We start from the raw sequence: 18,416 nt of genomic DNA on the forward strand, positions 1-18,416 counted from the left end.
CAGTAACGCGTACTGATTTGCGCGACGAGATTGACATGGCCAACGAAGCATTCGCCCTCTCGCCTATGTCTGCCCGTGCGGCCGAGCCGAACGAGCAGGATTACGACGCGATCCGCGAAGCCTTCATGGAGACCGCGCGCGGCCGCTGGTTCCTTGGCGAATATGCCAAGCGCAACCGCAATGCGGATACCCGCATGGTGCTCGAGGCGGTCGCGAAAATCGAAGAAACCCTTGCGGCACAGCGCCAACCCGTCGTCGAGGACCGCCTGCCCGAGGCGCTGGTCGCGATCCGGCACGCGATCCGCGAAGCCGAGACGATCGCGATCGCGGCGTTCGATCCCGGGGCGATCGAGGCGAGCCTCGCGCCGATCCCGCGCGGCCTGCGCATCATCAAGGAGATCTCCTGGCGCTGGCGCGAGATTGGCGCCGACGGACGAATCTGCGACCTGATTGATTCGCAGCTCGCCTCCATCGAGGCGGCCTGCGCGCAGGTTTCGACCATCGACCCCCGCGCCGACCTCAAGGCCGCATTCGATCTGCTCAAGGACCGGATCGACCAGACCGACGCTGACGCAACGCCGCAGGCGGCGCGCCCCTCGCCGGCTCCGGTGCAGGACGCACCCTCGCCCGCTGCGGAAGCTCCGCCTGCGGAGTCCGTGCCTGTGGCGATGGCCAGCGAAGCAGCCGTGGCTTTTACGGAGGCGCCGCAGGACATCGCAGAGGCGATCGAGCCCGAAGCAGCCGTGGAGACGGTCGACGTCGTCGCCGAGGCCTTCTCTGTTGCCGAGCAGGCGACGGACGCCGCCCTGGAGCAGGCGCCCGTCGCCGAGAGCCGGATCGCGCCTGAAGACATCGCTTTTGAAGAGCCGGCCACTGAGGCCTTCGCGGAAGTGACGGACGAATTTTCGCTCGAGGCCGCCGCCGAAGCCGAGGACGAAGCCATCCTCGAGGCCATCGCGCTGGAGATGGCCGCGCCAGATCCGGAATTCGACGAGATCATCGAACCGGTCGAGATGGAAGCGACGGTTCCGGAGCCGGTCGTTGCGGAGGCCGCAGCGCCCATCGCAGCCGAGATACCAGAGCCCATCGCACCCGAGCCAGTCGCCGCCGCAGCGATCGTGGAGGAGCCTGTAGTGGAAGCGCCGATCGCGATGGAATCGCTGGCGCGCCTCACCAACGCCATTGCGGAAGCCGCCGCCGAAGTGATGGAGCAGTCGGCGCCGGTGATGGCCGCCACCGCGACATTCGGCGCGGCGCAGGCCACGACGCTGCCGATGCCCTCGCCGGTTCCGGAAGCCTCGCTCGGCGCCACCATCCTCGCCAGCGGCATCCTGCAAAAACCCCGCGCCGCCGCAAACGACCCCATGGCGCCCATCCGCCGCATGACCCAGGCTGAGAAGATCGCGTTCTTCTCGTAAGGGGGCAACCATCTTCTCAACCGCAGACACCCTCACCCTCTGGCGTCCCGTCGGTCCGAAAGAGCTGGAACTGATCCAGCAAACGGGCATGCGCGCGTTTCCGCCGCGCTTGCCCGACCAGCCGATCTTCTATCCAGTCTTGACCGAAGACTACGCCATCAAGATCGCGCGCGACTGGAATGTGCCAGCGAGCGGCGCGGGCTTCGTGACGCGCTTTGCTGTCGAGCGCAGCTTTATCGCGAAGTACGACGTGCAGGAGGCGGGCGGCCGCTCACATCTGGAGTACTGGATTCCGGCCGAAGACATGGATGCCTTCAATGCCGCAATCGTCGGCCTGATCGAGGTCGTCCGTAGCTTCCCCTAGCCGCCGCGCGCTCAGCCCATCATCCGCAATTCCACACCGCACCGATCGGCGTCCGCGTCCAGCATGGCCCAAAACTGCCGCCATTGTAGCGGCCGCCGCCGAAGCCGGGCCGGCCGAAATAGCGCCACTCACCATCCCAGCCGTAATATTGCGGGACCGGATCGATGTACCAATGGCGCCGGTCGCTGGGCGACATCCGCCGCATCGCTTCCTTCTGCTTGTAGAGCGGAATGCTGTTGCTCAGCGGCTGGCGATAGCCGGGCAGGAAGCCATAGCCATGCCAGGCTTGCTTGGGACGCTTTTGGATCGAAGCAGCCGGCGCGACAGCCGGCAGCAGCGACAGGACAATAGCGACAGATAGACACATAAGGCGCGACATGGACTGACCATAAACAGTCGGATGCCGGCAGGCCATTCAAATTCGGGTGGGCGATGTAACAAAGCCCATCCCGAAACCGAAGAGATCGAGAACGGAAATCCACCACCGAGGGTCAAGGAAACATGATTGGTGAAGTGATTGTCATTGGCGATCTGCAATTGCGTGACGGTGCCTCTGTCGACGAACACGACCGACTCGGCGAGCGCATGTACGACATCGTCAGCCGTCTTCCCGGCTTTCTGTCGGTCAAGTCGTTCAAGGCCGAGGACGGCGAGGAGCTCACCGTGTTCCGTTTTGCCTCGGAGGAAGCGCTCGAAGCCTGGCGCACCCACCCCGAACATGTCGAGACGATGAAGCGGGGACATGCCGAGTTCTACGCCAGCGGCTTCCTGCAGATCTGCAAGGTGATCCGCGAGGTCGGACCGTTCGAGCACGCGTGACGCAGTCTCGCATCGTTCGATCGTGCGCTTCTAGCTGATCACACCCTTCCTGATCAGGAAGCATCCGTAACTGCTGCTGTCGCCGACCTGCACGACGCCAAAGCTCGCCGCCGCCGCGCGATAAAAATCCGGCCGGGAGAGTTTTCCGGGCGTGACCGGCCGGCCGGCGGCGCGTTCGATCTCGGCGAGCACCGCGCGCTGCACGTCGGGGACGCGATCGGGATCGTCGACCGGCATCATCACGCGCACCGGATCGGGATCGAAATCGTCGAGCGGATAGACCGACATGATGGCGCGGATCGCGGTCTCCATGCTCATGCCCGGCAACTGGATCAGGCGCCGCGAGTGCGTGCTCTGCGCGATGCGTGCCGCCGGGTGATTGGCATCGACGAAAACGAGGTCGTCGCCATGGCCCATCGAAGCCAGCAGCCAGAGCAGGTCGGGCGTGAGGATCGGATCGATCGATTTCAGCATGTGACGGACTTTCCTCCCATCGTGCATCCACCCCGGCGGGTTCCAAGCGTGATTCAGATCACGCAGCCTACCATGGTGATGGTGATCACGGACCTCAAACTCGAACGCGGCCAAGCTCCCCGGCAACCAATCTCGTATCGAGATCAGTGCCAAAGGAGCACGCCATGTTCCGCCTAAAACCTTTCCTGATGACGGCCAGCCTGCTGGGAAGCCTGTTCGGCTTCGCCTGCGGCCCTGTTTCCGCGCAAGTCGCCCCGGTCGAGCCGGCCCCCACCGCGCTGCAAGGCCCGGAACAGCGCGTGGCGCTGGTGATCGGCAATTCGAACTACCAGAACGCGCCGCAGCTCGCCAACCCCGACAATGACGCGGAGTCCATGGCGAAATTCCTGAATTCGGCCGGGTTCGAAGTGGTCGCCGCGACCGACCTGACCCAGAACGACATGCTTCGCGTGGTGCAGGACTTCTCCGCCAAAGTGTCGGCGCGCGGTCCGAACACGGTGGCGATGGTCTACTACGCCGGTCACGGCGTGCAGCTCGCCGGCGAGAATTACCTCGTTCCCGTCGACGCCAAGGTCTCGAGCCAAACCGAGCTCGTCAACAACTCCGTCCGCCTGGTCGACGTGATGTCGACGCTGGAGACGATCCCGAGCCGCATGCGCATCGTCATCCTCGATGCCTGCCGCAACAACCCGTTCCCGAACGTGAATGATGCCGGCCGTGGCTTGGCCATCGTCGATGCCCCGAACGGTTCGATCGTCGGTTACTCGACCGCGCCGGGCGCGGAAGCGCAGGACGGCACCGGCGGCCACAGCCCCTACACGCAGGCCTTCCTGAACGTCGCGCGCGAGCCCAACGTGCCGATCGAGCAGCTGTTCAAGCGCGTGCGCCTCGAAGTGAACCAGACCACCAGCGGCGCGCAGATCCCGTGGGAGAGCTCGTCGCTGACGTCCGACTTCACCTTCTTCGGCGACACCGCCGTTGCCGCCAACCGCGCGCCGGTGAATGCGCCTGTGGTGCAGATGGCCTCCAACCTGCCGAGCCGCTCGACCCGCCAGGCCTATGACTACGTGGTGTCCGAAGCCCGGCCGGAGTACTATCAGGAGTTCATCACGATGTATCCGCACGACCCGCTGTGCGATCACGTCCGCTGGCTGCTCAACAACCTGCTGCTCACGCAGGCCTGGCACAAGACGGTGCTCGCAAACTCGCCGGTCGCCTACAAGAACTTCTACGACAGCTACGGCAACACGCCCTATGCGCAGGTCGCGCTGAAGCTCCAGATGCAGCCGAAGCAGATCCCCTTGATGCAGGCGACCAAGTTCCTGGCGCCGCAGAATATCGCCCCGACCTTCAAGATCGGCAATCTCGGCCAGCCCAAATACATGCCGCTGCAGCAGGGTAATGGCGGCGCGCAAGTGAACGGCAATTTGCCGATCGTGCAGAAGTCGGGCGACAACAACGGCATCGGCAAGCTCGGCAATGGCGGCCAGATCGTCAACCTGCCGGCGGGCAACAACCAGCCGAACGGCACGCCGTCGCAGACCCCGGGCAGGATCGTGACCCTGCCCGCGCCGACCAACACCACCAACAACAATGGCGGCATCGGCAAGATCGTGACGCTGCCTGCGACCAACAAGACGCCGAACGGTACTGCTAACGGCACGACCAATGGCACGACCAATGGCACTCCTGGCAAGATCGTGAGCATGCCGGTGAATGTCGGCAAGGGTGGCACGAGCATCGATACGAAGCCCGTCAAGGTTCAGACGCAGAACAACCCGATCCGCATCGACAACGGCGCGAAGATCAACAACAACCCCGTGAACAAGGTGCAGGTGCAGAACAACACCCGCCCGCAGTTCAACACGACCAACCGGATCGTCAATAATAGCGGCAGCAACAACTTCCGGCAGTCGATGAACCAGAGCCCGGGCGGTAACGGCGGCAACAACCACCGCGGCTTCATGCACTGATCGCGGTCGGCCACACAACAAAGGGGCAGAGCGATGACGCTCTGCCCTTCTTCATGTCAGAAGATTAGACTATCAGGCCACCAGCTCCGCAAACAGATCGGCGTCGACATTGCCGCCGGAGAGCACGATGACGACGTTCTTGCCGGCAACATCGAGTCGCCCCGCAAGCAGCGCGGCCAGGCCGACCGCTCCGCCCGGCTCCACCACGAGCTTCAGCTCGCGATAGGCAAACGCGACGGCCGCGCCGACTTCCTTGTCCGAGGCGGTGACGCCGCGCGCGAGCAGCTTGCTGTTGATCGCGAACGTCATCTCGCCGGGGATCAGGGCCATCAGCGCATCGCAGATAGTGCGGCCTGCCGGCCCGTGCGGCTCGCGATGACCTGCGGTCAGCGACAGGCCGTGATCGTCGAAAGCCTCGGGTTCGGCGACGACGATTTGCGCCAGCGGATAGCGCGCCTTCACGGCCGTCGCGACGCCCGCGATCAGACCACCGCCGGAGGCCGGCGCCACCACGATGTCAGGGGCGAGACCAAGTGCCGCCATGTCCTCGGCGATCTCGCGGCCGGCGGTGCCTTGGCCGGCGATCACGAAGGGATCGTCATAGGGCCTGACCAGCGTTGCGCCGCGCTTCTCGGCGATGCCGCGCGAGATCGCCTCGCGGTCGTCGCGGTCGCGGTCGTACAGCACGACCTCGGCACCGTAGGATTTGGTGCGCTCGCGCTTCGACAACGGCGCATCCGCGGGCATCACGATGGTCGCCTGCATGTCGAGGATCTTGGCCGCCGCCGCCACGCCCTGGGCGTGATTGCCGGAGGAGAACGCCACCACGCCGCCGGCGCGCTTGTGCTGCGGGATCGAGGCGACCTTGTTGAAGGCACCGCGGAACTTGAACGAGCCGGTGCGCTGGAGCATCTCCGGCTTGAGATAGACCTTTGCGCCGACGCGTTCGTTGAGCACGGGAAAGGACAACAGCGGCGTGCGGACGGCGAAGGGTGCGATCACGCGCGCTGCGGCATCGATATCGGCAGGGCCGATCGGGAGGAGCTGTTCTGTCATGCCTGATGTTATCGCGGCGGATGAGGCGCGGGCAAGGCATCTCCGCGCGAGCATTCTGGCTCTCAGGCGACGAATCGCGCCGGCTCCGCCCCGTTCCGGCCCGGCAGCACCGCGCCGACCGCCAAAATGCTGTCGATAAAAGCCCGGGCCGAGGCCTCCCAGGTGTAGTTGGCGGCGAATTCGACGCAATCCTGCCGGGAGATGTCCAGCGCGGCGATGCAGGCGCTGCGCAGATCGTGATCGAGCGCGCCGACCGGCGCATCGCCGATCACGTCGCGGGGCCCCTTCACCGGAAACGCCGCGACCGGCAGGCCGCTCGCCAGCGCCTCGAGCAGGACCAGGCCGAAGGTGTCGGTTTTGCTCGGAAACACGAAGACATCGGCGGCAGCGTAAATGTCCGCCAGCTCCTCGCCGTGCTTTTCGCCGAGGAAGATCGCGTCCGGATAGGCCTGCTCCAGCGCGACACGCGCCGGACCGTCGCCGACGATCACCTTGGTGCCGGGCAGGTCGAGGTCGAGGAAGGCCTCGAGATTCTTCTCCACCGCGACCCGGCCGACCGAGAGGAACACCGGCGTCGGCAGGCAGAGATCAATCGCGCGGGGATGGAACAAATGGGTGTCGACGCCGCGAGGCCACAGCACGACATTGTCGAAGCCGCGCTCGGTCAGCTCGCAGGCAAGCGCCGGCGTTGCCGCCATCACGGCGCGGCTGGGGCTGTGGAATCGGCGCAGCGCCCGCCAGATCAGCGAGCCCGGCACCGGCACGCGGGCGCGGACATATTCGGGAAAGCGGGTGTGGAAGCTGGTCGTGAAGGGCAGCTTGCGCTGGCGGCAATAGCGGCGGACCATCAGGCCGATCGGCCCCTCCGTCGCGATGTGGATGCTGTCGGGGTGCGCCTCTTCGATCAGCTTCGCGATTCTGCCCGGCCGCGGCATGGCCAGCCGCACGTCACGATAGCTCGGCATCGCAAAGGTGCGGAACGATTGCGGCGTGAGGAACGAGAATTCGACGTCGAGGCTTTTGGCACCGTCAGCAAGTTTGGTCAGCGTCCGAACCACACCGTTGACTTGCGGGTGCCAGGCGTCGGTCGCGACCAGGATGCGCATCAGGCTGCCTTTGTCATGCAGCTCTGGCTGCAACCTGCGGGACCTGCGCCGGCTTCTCGGCCTGGTCCGCCCAGGTGATGATCTCGAAACGGCCGTCGTCGTGCTCGACCAGCGCCGTGCAGCTCTCGACCCAGTCGCCGCAATTCATGTAGCGGATGCCGCCCTCGTCGCGGATCACCGCGTAATGGATGTGGCCGCAGATCACGCCGTCGGCGTCGTGGCGCCGCGCCTCGGCGGCGAGCGCCTGCTCGAATGCGCCGATATAGTTGACGGCGTTCTTGACCTTCTGCTTGGCCCATTGCGACAGCGACCAATAGGGCACCTTGAACATGCGCCGGAAGAAGTTGACGAAGCGATTGAGCTGGATCGCGAAGTCGTAGGCCTTGTCGCCGAGATGGGCGAGCCAGCGTGCGTTCTGCACCACGAGGTCGAAGATGTCGCCGTGGATGACGAGATAGCGCTTGCCGTCCGCGCCGGTGTGGACGGTGTTCTCGACCACGTCGATGCCGCCGAAATGCGTGCCGTAATAATTGCGCAGGAACTCGTCGTGATTGCCGGGGATGTAGATGACCTTGGCGCCCTTGCGCGCCTTGCGCAAAAGCTTCTGGACGAGGTCGTTATGCGATTGCGGCCAATGCCAGCTCGATTTCAGCGCCCAGCCATCGACGATATCGCCGACGAGATAGATCGTGTCGGCATCATGGAAACGCAGGAAGTCGAGCAGAAGGTCGGCTTGTGAACCGCGGGCTCCGAGATGAACGTCGGAGATGAACAACGTGCGAAAGCGCCGCTCTGGGCTCTCGTCACTCACATCGTAACTTCCCATGCGCCAGCCTGTAACAATGTCCCGTGACAGGGGGATGACCAATTGAACCTTTGAGGCACCTTCGGATACGAATCGCGCTTGCCTCGCCCACCCCGCGAATATCAGTCGCATGCGACAATCAGGCGACATGGCGTCGCAGCGGCCTCCGCAAGAACCCGGAGCTGCGGCGCGCTCGCGACCGGCGTCAGTAGAATTTGTGGAAATGATGGATCGGGCCGTGGCCGTGGCCGACGCTGAAGCGGTCGGCGGCCGCGATCGCCGCGCTGATCCAGGCCTTGGCGTTGCGCACGGCGCGCTCAAGATCCTCGCCCCTGGCGAGCCCGGCGGCGACCGCCGAGGACAGCGAGCAGCCGGTGCCATGGGTGTTGCGAGTGGCAACGCGCGGCGCGGCCAGCGCGATCGTGGTGCTGGCATCGACGAGATAGTCGATGCTCTCGGCGCCCTCGCCGTGCCCGCCCTTGATCAGGACCGCCCTGCAGCCGAGCGCCAGCAGCCGGCGCCCCTGGCTCTCGATTTCGGCCTCGCTGGCCGCGACCGGTTCGCCGAGCAGAGCCGCGGCCTCGGGCAGATTGGGTGTGATCACCGAGGCCAGCGGCATCAGCTTGATGCGCAGGGCGTCGACCGCTTCGGAGGCGAGCAGGCGATCACCCGATGTCGCCACCATCACGGGATCGAGCACGATATGCCTGGGCGCCCAGCGCGACAGCGCGGCCGCGATCGCATCGATGCTGGCGGCTTGCGCCACCATGCCGATTTTGACCGCGCCGACATCGAGATCGGAAAACACCGCGTCGATCTGCGCGGTGACGAATTCGGCGGGCACCGCGTGAATGCCGGTGACGCCGCGGGTGTTCTGCGCGGTCAGCGCCGTGATGGCGGACGCGCCAAAAACGCCCAGCGCGGCAAAGGTCTTCAGGTCGGCCTGGATGCCGGCGCCGCCGCTCGAATCGGAGCCGGCAATGGTCAGCGCTACGGGCGTCGTCATAGGGCGATTTCCAGCGTTTTCGAAGCCATGGCCCGTCCTAGCGCGCCTCTCCCAGTCCAGCAAGTTCGCTTGCTAAATCCGGCCGGGTTTGGCCTATTAGCCGCCAGATATGCTTTCGGAGTGACCGCGATGGTTCCCTTTTTCGTCCAGATCAAATGCAAGCTCGGCCAATCCTATGTGGTCGCCAATGCGCTTGCCGAAGCCGAGATCGCCTCCGAGATCTATTCCACGGCCGGTCAATACGATCTGCTGGTGAAATTCTACGTCGACAACGACACCGATATCGGCCACTTCGTCAACGAGAAGGTGCAGGTGCTGCCCGGGATCCAGGACACCCTCACCATCATCACCTTCAAGGCGTTTGGCGCGAGTTGACCGTCGAGAAAACGGCGGCCCTGATCAGGCGCCGCCCTCCTTGCGCTTGGGGCGCGGCGGACCGTCCACCGGCGGCAGCGATTTGAGATAGTCCGCCATCGCCGCGAGATCGTCGTCCGGCAATTGCGAGGTGTTCTTGATCACCCGCGTCATCGCGCCCCCGACGCTGTCGCCGTCGGGCAATTCGCCGGTCTTCAGGAAATAGGCAATATCCTTCGCGCTCCACTCGCCGAGGCGCTTCTGGGTGATGTTGGGCACCCATCCCTCGCCTTCCGGATTGGGCCCACCGGCGAAGCGTTGTCCGGCGATGATGCCGCCAAGCGCGTTGCGTGGGCTGTGGCACTCCGCGCAATGGCCAAAGCTGTTGACGAGATAGGCGCCGCGATTCCACTGCGGCGACTTCGCGCTGTCGGCGACGAAGGGCTTGCCGTCCAGAAATAAGAATTTCCAGATGCCGACGTTGCGCCTTATATTGAACGGAAGGCGCACGTCGTGATCGCGCACCTTGCCTGCAACGGCCGGCAGCGTTTTCAGGTACGCAAAGAGATCGAGCACGTCCTCGCGCCTGGCATGCTGATAGGACGTGTAGGGAAAGGCCGGAAAGTAATGCTGCCCGTCCGGGGAGACCCCGTGCATCACAGCATTGACGAATTCGGCCTCGCTCCATTTGCCGATGCCGTCGGTCGGGTCGGACGAGATGTTCGGCGCATAGAACGTTCCGAACGGCGACTTGATCGCAACGCCGCCGCCGAGCCTGAGACGATCGGGCTGGTCGGGGACGGCATGGCATGAGGCGCAGCCGCCGGCGTTAAATATCACCTGGCCATTGGCAAGATCAGGGGCGCGGGCGGGCGCGGTGCCGGCGGCCGCCACCACCGGCGCGCTGAGCCACCAATAGACGCCGGCTGCGGCGAGTGCGGCGAGCAGCGCCACGGAGGTTGTTCGTCGCAACATGCGGTCCTTTCGTCGTCGCGGCGAAGCTTATGACCGATGCCCTCGCGGCTCCAGCCACGAAGAATTTAGCCCACCGCGGCCTGGAACGGGAATAAACTGAAATGCCGGCTGTTGGAAGTTTGCAGCCCAAACGGGTTCAGCAGGGAGAAAAATCATGAACAAGATCGTCATTGCCATGTCAGTGCTTGGCGCCGTTGCTTTTGCGGGTTCGGCCAGCGCCGAAAAGCTGAAAGCAACGCTCGACGCCAAGTCCGAGGTCCCCGCAACGACCAGCAGCGGCACTGGAACGGCCGATCTGGATTACGACGCCGCCAGCAAGAAGCTGTCCTGGAAGGTCACCTATTCCGGCCTGTCCGGCCCAGCCACCGCCGCGCATTTCCACGGACCCGCCGAGGCCGGCAAGAACGCCGGCGTCGCGGTCGCGATTCCCAATGCGACGTCCAGCCCGGTCGAGGGCTCGGCGACATTGACCGACGCGCAGGCCGCCGATCTGCTCGGCGGCAAGCTCTACGTCAACATCCACACCGCGGCCAATCCGGGCGGCGAGATCCGCGGTCAGGTGACGAAGTAAACTTCGCACAGACCAGCAAAAAAGGGCGGCTGCCATCGCAGCCGCCCTTTTCGATTCCCGTAGCGCTGGCGCGGGCGTCACACCTCAGGTTCGGCCGCGTTCAGCGCCTGCGCGAGGTCGGCGATCAAATCCGACGGGTGTTCGATGCCGATCGACAGCCGGATCGTGGAATCGAGCACGCCGATCTTGCGGCGGATGTCGGCGGGGACGCCGGAGTGGGTCATGGTGGCAGGCAGGCTCGCAAGCGACTCCGTTCCACCAAGGCTCACCGCCAGCTTGAGGATCTGCAGCGCGTTGAGGAATTTCATGGCCGCGGCCTTGCCGCCGACGATGTCGAACGAGAACGTGGATCCCGCCCCTGTGCATTGCCGCGCAAACACAAGTCCGTCCGGCGACGCCGCCTCGTGATGACCGAGATAGTGCACCTTGGCCACTTTGGGATGATCGCGCAGATAGTCCGCCACGAGGCGCGCATTCGCATCGGCCTTTTCCATGCGCAAGCTCAGCGTCTCGAGCGACCGGTTGATCATCCAGCAGGAATGCGGATCGAGCTGGGTGCCGATGGCGCCCCGCAGCGCCTTGATGCCTTTCACCACCGCCTTCGCACCGAGCGCGGCGCCCGCGATCAGGTCGGAATGACCGCCGACATATTTCGTGAGCGAGTACAGGGAAATATCGGCGCCGTGCTCGATCGGCCGCTGAAACACCGGCCCGAGCAGGGTATTGTCGCAGGCGATGATCGGAATATGGCCTTGGGTCTTTCCGATTGTCTCGGCGACACGGCGCATCATCGCGATGTCGACCAGCCCGTTGGTGGGGTTGGCCGGGGTTTCGATCAGGATCATCGAAACCCGGCCCTTGCGCATGGCCTCTTCCGCGGCCTGGCTGACCGCGGCTTCGTCGACGCCATCGGCGAAGCCGACGGCGCCGATCGACAGACGCGCAAGCGTATTCGTCAGCAGGGTTTCCGTCCCGCCATAGAGCGGCTGGGAGTGCAGAATGACATCGCCGGGACGGACGAACGCCAGGATCGTGGTCGCGATGGCCGCCATGCCCGACGAGAACAGCGCGCAGCTCTCGGTGCGCTCGTAAATCGCGAGCCTGTCCTCGACGATTTCGCTGTTGGGGTGATTGAAGCGCGAATAGACCAGGCCCGCGCCCATCCCTTCCGGCGGCTCGCGCCGGCCGGAAACGAAATCGAAGAAGTCCTGCCCGTCCTCGGCCGTCTTGAACACGAAGGTCGAGGTCAGGAACACCGGCGGCTTGACCGCGCCTTCCGACAATTGCGGATCGTAGCCATAGGTCAGCATCAGCGTTTCCGGATGCAGCATATGGTTGCCGATGTGCGTCTTCGACGGGAACGGTTTGACCATGGCTTGTCTCGCTGTTGCTGATTGAGCTGCTCGCCGCGGGTTGGAACGCCTGATGTCGCAACGCCGTCAGGAGCGAGATGCGTCGGCGTCAAAAGCTCACGCCAATGCCGCGGCGGCTGGAGCCAAGATAGCTGCTCCGGCAGCGATCCGTCAGGCCTTGCGGACAGAATTTCCAGTGCTGCGCGCCAACATGAAAAAAGCGGCTGCTGTCGCAACCGCTTTTTCCCGATTCTCAGTAGCCGGATGGAGCGCAGCGCAATCCGGGCTACGAATCTTTTCTTCCGTCAACCGTTCTTCACGCGAAACGTCTCGTGGCAGCCGCCGCATTCCTTGCCGACCGCGGGGAAATTCGCCTTGAGCGAGTCCAAATCCTTGATCTTGCCCTTGGCCTCGCCGACGACCTTGGCGAAGCTCGCGACCTTGGCATCGAAGCCGGCCTTGTCCTCCCACACCTTCGGCGAGGCGCTGTAGTCGCCCTCGGGCTTCATGCCCTTGGCGCTCGCCGGAAACAGGTTCGGCAGCTTCTTGGCGGTATCCTCGAACTGCGCCAGCGCGCTGTCCACCGTGGCCTGGTCGTAGGGCTTCTCGCCCTTGACCATCGCTGCCACTGCGCCGGCGTTCTTGCCATTGCCCTTCATCAGGGTCTGGACCTCCTTGACGGAGTCCTGTTGTGCCCAAACCGCGCCCATACCTAGCAGGAGCGCGCCCCCAACAACCAACACTCGCTTCATTCGCAAAGTCCCTTTCCTTGATGCAGGATTGCCTTGATGCAGGATCGCCGTGCTGCACGATCGTGCTGACCCCTCAATGGGGCCAACACCGCTCGGCAGACTTCATTCCCGTGGAAGATTGTCACAGGCTGTGACGGCGATGGTGCTCGTTGACGGCGATCCACACCCGCTCCGGGGTCGCCGGCATGTCGATGTGGTCGATCTTGTACTCGCGCCAGAGCCCGTCGACGATGGCGTTGACGATGGCCGGGCAGGACCCGATCGCGCCGGCCTCGCCCGCGCCCTTCACCCCCAGCGGATTGGTCTTGCAGGGAACGTTGGCGGTCTCGAACACGAAGTCCGGCCCGTCCGCCGCGCGCGGCAACGCGTAGTCCATGAAGGTCGCGGTGACGAGCTGGCCGTCGCCCGCGCCATAGACCACCTGCTCCATCAACGCCTGGCCGATGCCCTGCATGGCGCCGCCATGGACCTGGCCGGCCAGCAGCAGCGGATTGAGCGTCATGCCGAAATCGTCGACGATCACGTAGTTGACGATTTTGATGATGCCGGTGGCCGGATCGATCTCGACCTCCGCGACATGGGTGCCGTTCGGATAGGTGCCGTCGGCGCTGGCAAAGGTCGCGCTCGCATTGAGCTTCGACGGATCCGCGCCGGGTCGCTTGGCGAGATCGGCGAACGAAATCGAACGGTCGGTGCCGGCGATGCGCACGATGCCGTCGGTGATCTCGAGGTCGCTGGCGCTGGCTTCCAGCGCTTGGGCCGCGATTTCCTTCAGCTTCTGCCCGAGTTCGCGGGTCGCGCGCTCGACGCTGACGCCGCCCGACGGGATCGAAGCCGAGCCGCCGGTGCCGAGGCCGGTGGCGATCATGTCGGTGTCGCCCTGGTGGACGTGCACGCGCTCGGGCGCCACGCCGAACTGCTCGGCAACGATCTGCGCATAGGCCGTCTGGTGGCCCTGCCCGCTCGACTGGGTCCCGATCAGGACCGTGATATCGCCATTGGGGTCCATCCGCACATTGGCGGTCTCCTCGCCCATGGTGCCGCAGACCTCGACATAGCTCGCAAGTCCGATGCCGCGGATCAGGCCGTTCTTCTTGGCCGCCTTGGCGCGCTTGCCAAACTCCTTCCACTCGGCGATCTCCATCGCGCGCTTCAGATGCGCGGCGAAGTCGCCGGAATCGTAGACCTTGCCGGTCGCGGTCTTGTAGGGCAGCGCCTTCGGCTGAATGAAATTCTTGCGGCGGATGGCATCCACCGTCATGTCGAGTTTTCGCGCGCAAGCGTCCACGAGGCGTTCGATAACGTAAGCAGCCTCAGGCCGCCCGGCGCCGCGATAGGCATCGACCGGCACGCTGTTGGTGAAGATGGTACGCACCCGGCAGTGGAACGCCTGGATGTCGTAGAGGCCCGGCAGCATGCCGGCGCCGCCATGCGGGATATAGGGCCCGAAGGTCGACAGGTACGCGCCCATGTCGCCCATCAGGTCGCAATCCATCGCGAGGAACTTGCCGTCCTCGGCCAGCGCCATTTTTGCGGTGGTGACGTTGTCGCGGCCCTGCGCGTCGCCCATGAAATGCTCGGTGCGGTCGGCCGCCCATTTCACCGCCTTCTTCAGCTTTCGTGCGGCGACTGCCAGGAGGGCGTATTCCCGATAGGGAAACAGCTTTGTGCCGAAGCCGCCGCCGACGTCGGGGCAGATCACCCGCATCTTGTCGGTCGGGATGTTGAGCACGTTCTGGCAGAGGATGTCGCGCAGGCGATGGCTGCCTTGGCTGCCGACCGTCAGCGTCAGATGGTCGCGCTTGGCGTCGTATTCGCACACCGCCGCGCGCGTCTCCATGAAGTTCGCCACGACGCGCGGATTGACGATCGAGATCTCGGCCACCGCATGCGCTTTGGCAAAGGCCGCTTCGGTCGCTTTCTTGTCGCCGATCGAGACGTCGAACAGGACGTTGCCGGGCTTGTCCGGCCAGACCAAGGCTGCGCCCTTCTTCACGGCATTGATGACCCCGGTCACCGCCGGCAGCGGGCTCCATTTGACCTCGATCGCCTCGATCGCGTCGCGGCCCTGGTCGATGGTCTCGGCAACGACGAAGGCGATGGAATCGCCGACATGGCGTACCTCGTCCTTGGCGAGGATCGGGTAAGGCGGCCCGGTGAAGGGATCTGTCTCGAGATTGAACAGGCAGGGCAGATTGCCAAGATCCCCAACGTCATCGGCGGTCAGGATCAGCGCGACGCCGGGGAGAGTGCGGGCACGGCTCGCATCGATGGTGTATTTGGCATGCGCATGCGGCGAGCGCAGCATCAGGCAGCGAAGCGCGGCCTGCGGCGCATAATCGTCGGTATAGCGGCCCTTGCCGCGGATGAGCGCGTCATCCTCCTTGCGCAACACGCTTTGGCCAACGCCGAACTTGATGGGAGCCGCCATTTTCTCGTCCCGTTTCTCATGGTTGTTTTGCCGGCATATTGCCGTGGAAAAACTTGCAAGGCAAACGGGTTTAGCCATGCGAAAACCGGCCAGCGCCCTCACCTGTCAGAGCAGGATGGAACGGGAGCGCCGCAGCTCGGTCATTTCGCTGTGAGGATCGGTCCACTTGATGGCATGATAGTTGCCGAACCCGCCCGCAGTGCACGCCTGAGAACAAGCAGCCGTGCCGACGGCTGCTTGCTCACAAAGCGCATCTCCGCTTCGGATGGCTCATCAGTTACATCCCCCCGCGGCTCCATAGATCTCTGGCGTGATCCCTCAGCCTATCGATAGCCCGTTCCGGCGAGATGTAGTCGACCTCGCCACGCGTTATGCCGATATCCATCAGCTCCCTGTCACTCAGGTCCTGCAAGGCGAGGTGTGGACCCTGCCGCCAGCGCCAGTCCTGGAGCGCACGCCAGTATTGCGCGAGCAAGCCTGGGATGCTCCACGTCGAGGCAAGTTCGAGAGGGAGCCTCTCGGTCTCGGATGTCATGTTCGTCTGTTGAGCTGGCATCGCACGCTCCTGCTGTTGTGCCGGCAGGAAGCGTGGCCAAACAAAAGGCCCCGTCCGATGCCGGCGGGGCCTGGTGAAAAGATGTCGTCGTCGAATTCCTAGCGCACGACTCCTTCCACGGCCCAGCCGAAGCGGGTCATGTGGTTGCGGTTGAGTTTGCGCGACGATTTGATCATGCGCTGCGATTACCACAGCAATCGCGCAAAATCAAGAGATGTGTAGAGGTTCGCTGCATCCTGGAGGCGAGTCCCTTAGCCTGGCGCTTTCTTGCCCCTACACACGCCCTCAGGACTTCGTCTGCTTCGCTTCTACGTATCGTGCGAAGTTGTCGAGGATTGCCTGCCAACCGCCTTGCTGCTGCTCGACCGAATGCGTCGATTCGCCATCGAAGACCACGCGGACGAGAATGCCCTTTGGGCCGGGCACAAACTCGACTTCGGCTTTTCGCTCGCCGAACGCGTATTCGATCCGCTTATGCTCGATGATTTTCGTGTAGGTACCGGCGAAGTCAAAGCCCATGCTGCCGTCCTTGGCCTCCATGCGCGATGAGAAGATACCGCCTTCTCGCAGGTCGACGGTCGCCTTGGTCGTATGCCAGTCGTCGGACGCGGCGTTCCACTTCATGATGTCGGCCGGCGTCGTATAAGCGCGCCAGACCTGATCGATGGGGGCTGCTACGTTGGTTTCGACGGTGATCCTCATAAACAGTGCTCCTGGTTCGATTTTTGCCGGCTCAAGGTGACGGCATCACGTCAATTGTGCGGGGTCCATCCGCCGCACTTCCGAGATGTGTCGATCCAAGGACGATCGAGACTGGCCCATGCCGACAAGGTCGAGCCGTCAATGCATTGAAAATATGAAAAATCTAGCCCCTCACCAGCGAGACCAGCCAGCGGCGGCCGAACAGGGCGAGGATGGCGAGCGCATAGACGATCGTGCCCCCGACGGCCAGCAGAAGCAGCGTCAATTCGTCCCGGAAGGGCATCGCGCCCAACGAAGGACCGCCAAAGCGCGCGATGAGCCAGAAGGCTGCCGCCAGGATGATCCCGGTCAGCAGGAATTTGGCGAGCGACAACAGCCAGGCGCGGTCCGGCACGAGAAAGCCTCGCCGCACCGCGAAGAACAGCACCAGCAGCAGGTTGGTCCACACGCCGACGGCAGTGGCCAGCGCAAGCCCGATCTGGGCCAACGATCCCATCAAGGCGACCTTGAGCGCGACGTTGACCGCGATGCCGGTCAGGGAGGCGCGAACCGGCGTTGCCGTGTCCTTGCGCGCATAGAAGGTCGCGACCGCGCTGCGGATCAACACGAAGGGGATCAGGCCGATGGCATAGGCCGCGAGCGTGGCGCCGGCGGCGGCGGCATCGGCTTTCGAGAACGCACCGCGAGCGAACAGTGCGCGCATGATCGCGTCGGGCACAGTGAGGAAGGCGGCGACGAACGGCACCGAGAACAACAGCGTGAAATCGAAGGCGCGGCGCTGCGCCTTCATCGCGCCGTCATGGTCGTTGGCCGTGATCCGCCGCGACATCTCCGGCAGCAGCACCGTGCCGATGGCAATGCCGATCACGCCGATCGGGAGCTGGTTGAGGCGGTCGGCGTAATACAGCGCCGACAGCGCGCCCGCAGGCAGGAAGGTCGCGATGATGGTGTCGGCAAACAGCGCCAGCTGCGTGCCCATCGAGCCCAGCGTCGCAGGCCCGAGTGCCCTAAAGAATGCGCGGACGTCTTCGTCGAGCTTGAGTGGCGCAAAGCGCGGCAGGCCGCCGTGGCGGGCGAGATCGCCGGCGAGCAAGAAATACTGCAAAAAGCCGGAGATCAGGACGCCCCAGGCGGCGGCGTGGCCCGCGCTGGGAAACCAGGCGGCAAGCGCCAGCGTCATCATCATCGAGACGTTGAGGAAGATCGACGCGGCTGCGGCGCTCGCGAAGCGCTGCATCACGTTGAGCATGCCGCCATAGAGCGTCACCAGCGTGATCAGCAGCAGATAGGGAAAGGTGATCCGGGTCAGCTCGATCGCGAGCTTGCGCTGCTCGGCGTCCTCGGAAAAGCCGGGGGCCAGAAGGCTCATGGCTTGCGGCATGAACAGCCAGGCGACGATCAGCAGCACCACCTGCGAGGCCAGCAGCAGCGTGAAGATGCGGTCGGCGAACAATCTTGCCGCCCCCTCCCCGCGCTCGCCATGGACGTGCGCATAGGCCGGCACCCAGGCCGCGTTGAAGGCGCCCTCGGCAAAGATCGCACGGAAATGGTTGGGCAGCCGCAGCGCCACGAAAAAGGCGTCGGCCACGGGGCCGGCGCCGAGAATCGCCGCAAGCATGATGTCGCGGGCAAATCCCGTCAGCCGCGAGAGCAGCGTGTAACCACCAACCGTGAAGATACGTCCGAGCATCGTTCCCTTCTA

At 64.4% G+C, this 18,416-nt stretch carries 18 protein-coding genes; 6 read left to right on the forward strand and 12 right to left on the reverse strand.

Annotated features, from left to right (window positions below; all coding sequences use genetic code 11):
* Window positions 1-35 precede the first annotated feature (35 nt).
* Both IVB45_RS25120 and IVB45_RS25125 read left to right on the forward strand, forming a co-directional pair.
* On the forward strand, window positions 36-1,418 hold the full coding sequence (locus tag IVB45_RS25120) for a hypothetical protein (RefSeq protein ID WP_247362631.1): 1,383 nt from the start codon (window positions 36-38) through the stop codon (window positions 1,416-1,418).
* A 70-nt stretch (window positions 1,419-1,488) separates the two neighbouring features.
* A complete protein-coding gene (locus tag IVB45_RS25125; protein ID WP_197031122.1) occupies window positions 1,489-1,782 on the forward strand; it encodes a hypothetical protein in 294 nt (97 codons plus the stop codon).
* 19 nt (window positions 1,783-1,801) lie between these two features.
* Here the strand turns inward: IVB45_RS25125 and IVB45_RS25130 are convergent, their stop codons facing one another.
* Window positions 1,802-2,161 carry a hypothetical protein gene (locus IVB45_RS25130; protein WP_007612410.1) on the reverse strand — a complete coding sequence of 120 codons (360 nt, stop codon included), beginning with the start codon at window positions 2,159-2,161 and terminating at the stop codon, window positions 1,802-1,804.
* Window positions 2,162-2,283: 122 nt separating this feature from the next.
* Here IVB45_RS25130 and IVB45_RS25135 point away from each other — a divergent pair, with 122 nt between their 5' ends.
* Window positions 2,284-2,601 (forward strand): antibiotic biosynthesis monooxygenase, encoded by a 318-nt coding sequence (locus IVB45_RS25135; protein ID WP_247362632.1) that lies wholly within the window; start codon window positions 2,284-2,286, stop codon window positions 2,599-2,601.
* 30 nt (window positions 2,602-2,631) lie between these two features.
* Here the strand turns inward: IVB45_RS25135 and IVB45_RS25140 are convergent, their stop codons facing one another.
* Entirely contained in the window at window positions 2,632-3,075 is a 444-nt protein-coding gene (locus IVB45_RS25140; protein WP_247287402.1) for an RbsD/FucU domain-containing protein, read from the reverse strand.
* Window positions 3,076-3,239: 164 nt separating this feature from the next.
* Here IVB45_RS25140 and IVB45_RS25145 point away from each other — a divergent pair, with 164 nt between their 5' ends.
* Window positions 3,240-5,048: a caspase family protein gene (locus IVB45_RS25145; RefSeq protein WP_247362633.1), complete on the forward strand. Its 1,809-nt coding sequence runs from the start codon at window positions 3,240-3,242 to the stop codon at window positions 5,046-5,048.
* Window positions 5,049-5,120: 72 nt separating this feature from the next.
* On the opposite strand, the gene IVB45_RS25150 is transcribed toward IVB45_RS25145, so the two are convergent.
* The 4 genes from IVB45_RS25150 to thiD all read right to left on the reverse strand — a co-directional run bounded on the left by IVB45_RS25150 (window position 5,121) and on the right by thiD (window position 9,021).
* Window positions 5,121-6,104, reverse strand: coding sequence for a threonine/serine dehydratase (locus IVB45_RS25150; protein ID WP_027566844.1), 984 nt, complete (start codon window positions 6,102-6,104; stop codon window positions 5,121-5,123).
* A gap of 62 nt (window positions 6,105-6,166) precedes the next feature.
* A complete protein-coding gene (locus IVB45_RS25155) occupies window positions 6,167-7,210 on the reverse strand; it encodes a glycosyltransferase family 1 protein (protein ID WP_247362634.1) in 1,044 nt (347 codons plus the stop codon).
* 13 nt (window positions 7,211-7,223) lie between these two features.
* Window positions 7,224-8,036, reverse strand: a complete 813-nt coding sequence (locus IVB45_RS25160) for a UDP-2,3-diacylglucosamine diphosphatase (RefSeq protein WP_247287409.1) — start codon at window positions 8,034-8,036, stop codon at window positions 7,224-7,226.
* Between the two features lie 184 nt (window positions 8,037-8,220).
* Complete coding sequence (gene thiD, locus IVB45_RS25165; RefSeq protein WP_247362635.1) at window positions 8,221-9,021, reverse strand: bifunctional hydroxymethylpyrimidine kinase/phosphomethylpyrimidine kinase; 801 nt, start codon at window positions 9,019-9,021, stop codon at window positions 8,221-8,223.
* 129 nt (window positions 9,022-9,150) lie between these two features.
* Between thiD and IVB45_RS25170 the strand changes: the two genes are divergently transcribed.
* The gene (locus tag IVB45_RS25170; RefSeq protein WP_007602021.1) at window positions 9,151-9,396 is read left to right on the forward strand and encodes an Lrp/AsnC family transcriptional regulator; all 246 of its coding nucleotides are present in this window, start codon (window positions 9,151-9,153) and stop codon (window positions 9,394-9,396) included.
* Between the two features lie 24 nt (window positions 9,397-9,420).
* On the opposite strand, the gene IVB45_RS25175 is transcribed toward IVB45_RS25170, so the two are convergent.
* Window positions 9,421-10,350 (reverse strand): cytochrome c, encoded by a 930-nt coding sequence (locus tag IVB45_RS25175; RefSeq protein ID WP_247362636.1) that lies wholly within the window; start codon window positions 10,348-10,350, stop codon window positions 9,421-9,423.
* 154 nt (window positions 10,351-10,504) lie between these two features.
* Here IVB45_RS25175 and IVB45_RS25180 point away from each other — a divergent pair, with 154 nt between their 5' ends.
* Window positions 10,505-10,921, forward strand: a complete 417-nt coding sequence (locus IVB45_RS25180) for a CHRD domain-containing protein (RefSeq protein WP_027566840.1) — start codon at window positions 10,505-10,507, stop codon at window positions 10,919-10,921.
* A gap of 77 nt (window positions 10,922-10,998) precedes the next feature.
* Here the strand turns inward: IVB45_RS25180 and IVB45_RS25185 are convergent, their stop codons facing one another.
* The 5 genes from IVB45_RS25185 to murJ form a co-directional block, all read right to left on the reverse strand.
* Entirely contained in the window at window positions 10,999-12,294 is a 1,296-nt protein-coding gene (locus IVB45_RS25185) for a cystathionine gamma-synthase family protein (protein ID WP_247362637.1), read from the reverse strand.
* 284 nt (window positions 12,295-12,578) lie between these two features.
* Window positions 12,579-13,025, reverse strand: coding sequence for a cytochrome c (locus tag IVB45_RS25190; protein WP_007602016.1), 447 nt, complete (start codon window positions 13,023-13,025; stop codon window positions 12,579-12,581).
* A gap of 121 nt (window positions 13,026-13,146) precedes the next feature.
* Entirely contained in the window at window positions 13,147-15,456 is a 2,310-nt protein-coding gene (locus IVB45_RS25195) for a xanthine dehydrogenase family protein molybdopterin-binding subunit (protein WP_247362638.1), read from the reverse strand.
* 841 nt (window positions 15,457-16,297) lie between these two features.
* Entirely contained in the window at window positions 16,298-16,714 is a 417-nt protein-coding gene (locus tag IVB45_RS25200; RefSeq protein WP_247362640.1) for an SRPBCC family protein, read from the reverse strand.
* Window positions 16,715-16,877: 163 nt separating this feature from the next.
* Window positions 16,878-18,404 carry a murein biosynthesis integral membrane protein MurJ gene (murJ, locus tag IVB45_RS25205; RefSeq protein ID WP_247362641.1) on the reverse strand — a complete coding sequence of 509 codons (1,527 nt, stop codon included), beginning with the start codon at window positions 18,402-18,404 and terminating at the stop codon, window positions 16,878-16,880.
* Window positions 18,405-18,416: the final 12 nt, after the last annotated feature.

The sequence above is a fragment of the Bradyrhizobium sp. 4 genome (genome assembly GCF_023100905.1).
Taxonomy (GTDB): domain Bacteria; phylum Pseudomonadota; class Alphaproteobacteria; order Rhizobiales; family Xanthobacteraceae; genus Bradyrhizobium.

Coding starts and splice junctions, on each gene's coding strand:
- IVB45_RS25120 (WP_247362631.1), top strand. CDS start 36: ATGGCCAACGAAGCATTCGCCCTCTCGCCTATGTCTGCCCGTGCGGCC.
- IVB45_RS25130 (WP_007612410.1), bottom strand. CDS start 2,161: ATGTCGCGCCTTATGTGTCTATCTGTCGCTATTGTCCTGTCGCTGCTG.
- IVB45_RS25135 (WP_247362632.1), top strand. CDS start 2,284: ATGATTGGTGAAGTGATTGTCATTGGCGATCTGCAATTGCGTGACGGT.
- IVB45_RS25140 (WP_247287402.1), bottom strand. CDS start 3,075: ATGCTGAAATCGATCGATCCGATCCTCACGCCCGACCTGCTCTGGCTG.
- IVB45_RS25145 (WP_247362633.1), top strand. CDS start 3,240: ATGTTCCGCCTAAAACCTTTCCTGATGACGGCCAGCCTGCTGGGAAGC.
- IVB45_RS25150 (WP_027566844.1), bottom strand. CDS start 6,104: ATGACAGAACAGCTCCTCCCGATCGGCCCTGCCGATATCGATGCCGCA.
- IVB45_RS25155 (WP_247362634.1), bottom strand. CDS start 7,210: ATGCGCATCCTGGTCGCGACCGACGCCTGGCACCCGCAAGTCAACGGT.
- IVB45_RS25160 (WP_247287409.1), bottom strand. CDS start 8,036: ATGGGAAGTTACGATGTGAGTGACGAGAGCCCAGAGCGGCGCTTTCGC.
- thiD (WP_247362635.1), bottom strand. CDS start 9,021: ATGACGACGCCCGTAGCGCTGACCATTGCCGGCTCCGATTCGAGCGGC.
- IVB45_RS25170 (WP_007602021.1), top strand. CDS start 9,151: ATGGTTCCCTTTTTCGTCCAGATCAAATGCAAGCTCGGCCAATCCTAT.
- IVB45_RS25175 (WP_247362636.1), bottom strand. CDS start 10,350: ATGTTGCGACGAACAACCTCCGTGGCGCTGCTCGCCGCACTCGCCGCA.
- IVB45_RS25180 (WP_027566840.1), top strand. CDS start 10,505: ATGAACAAGATCGTCATTGCCATGTCAGTGCTTGGCGCCGTTGCTTTT.
- IVB45_RS25185 (WP_247362637.1), bottom strand. CDS start 12,294: ATGGTCAAACCGTTCCCGTCGAAGACGCACATCGGCAACCATATGCTG.
- IVB45_RS25190 (WP_007602016.1), bottom strand. CDS start 13,025: ATGAAGCGAGTGTTGGTTGTTGGGGGCGCGCTCCTGCTAGGTATGGGC.
- IVB45_RS25195 (WP_247362638.1), bottom strand. CDS start 15,456: ATGGCGGCTCCCATCAAGTTCGGCGTTGGCCAAAGCGTGTTGCGCAAG.
- IVB45_RS25200 (WP_247362640.1), bottom strand. CDS start 16,714: ATGAGGATCACCGTCGAAACCAACGTAGCAGCCCCCATCGATCAGGTC.
- murJ (WP_247362641.1), bottom strand. CDS start 18,404: ATGCTCGGACGTATCTTCACGGTTGGTGGTTACACGCTGCTCTCGCGG.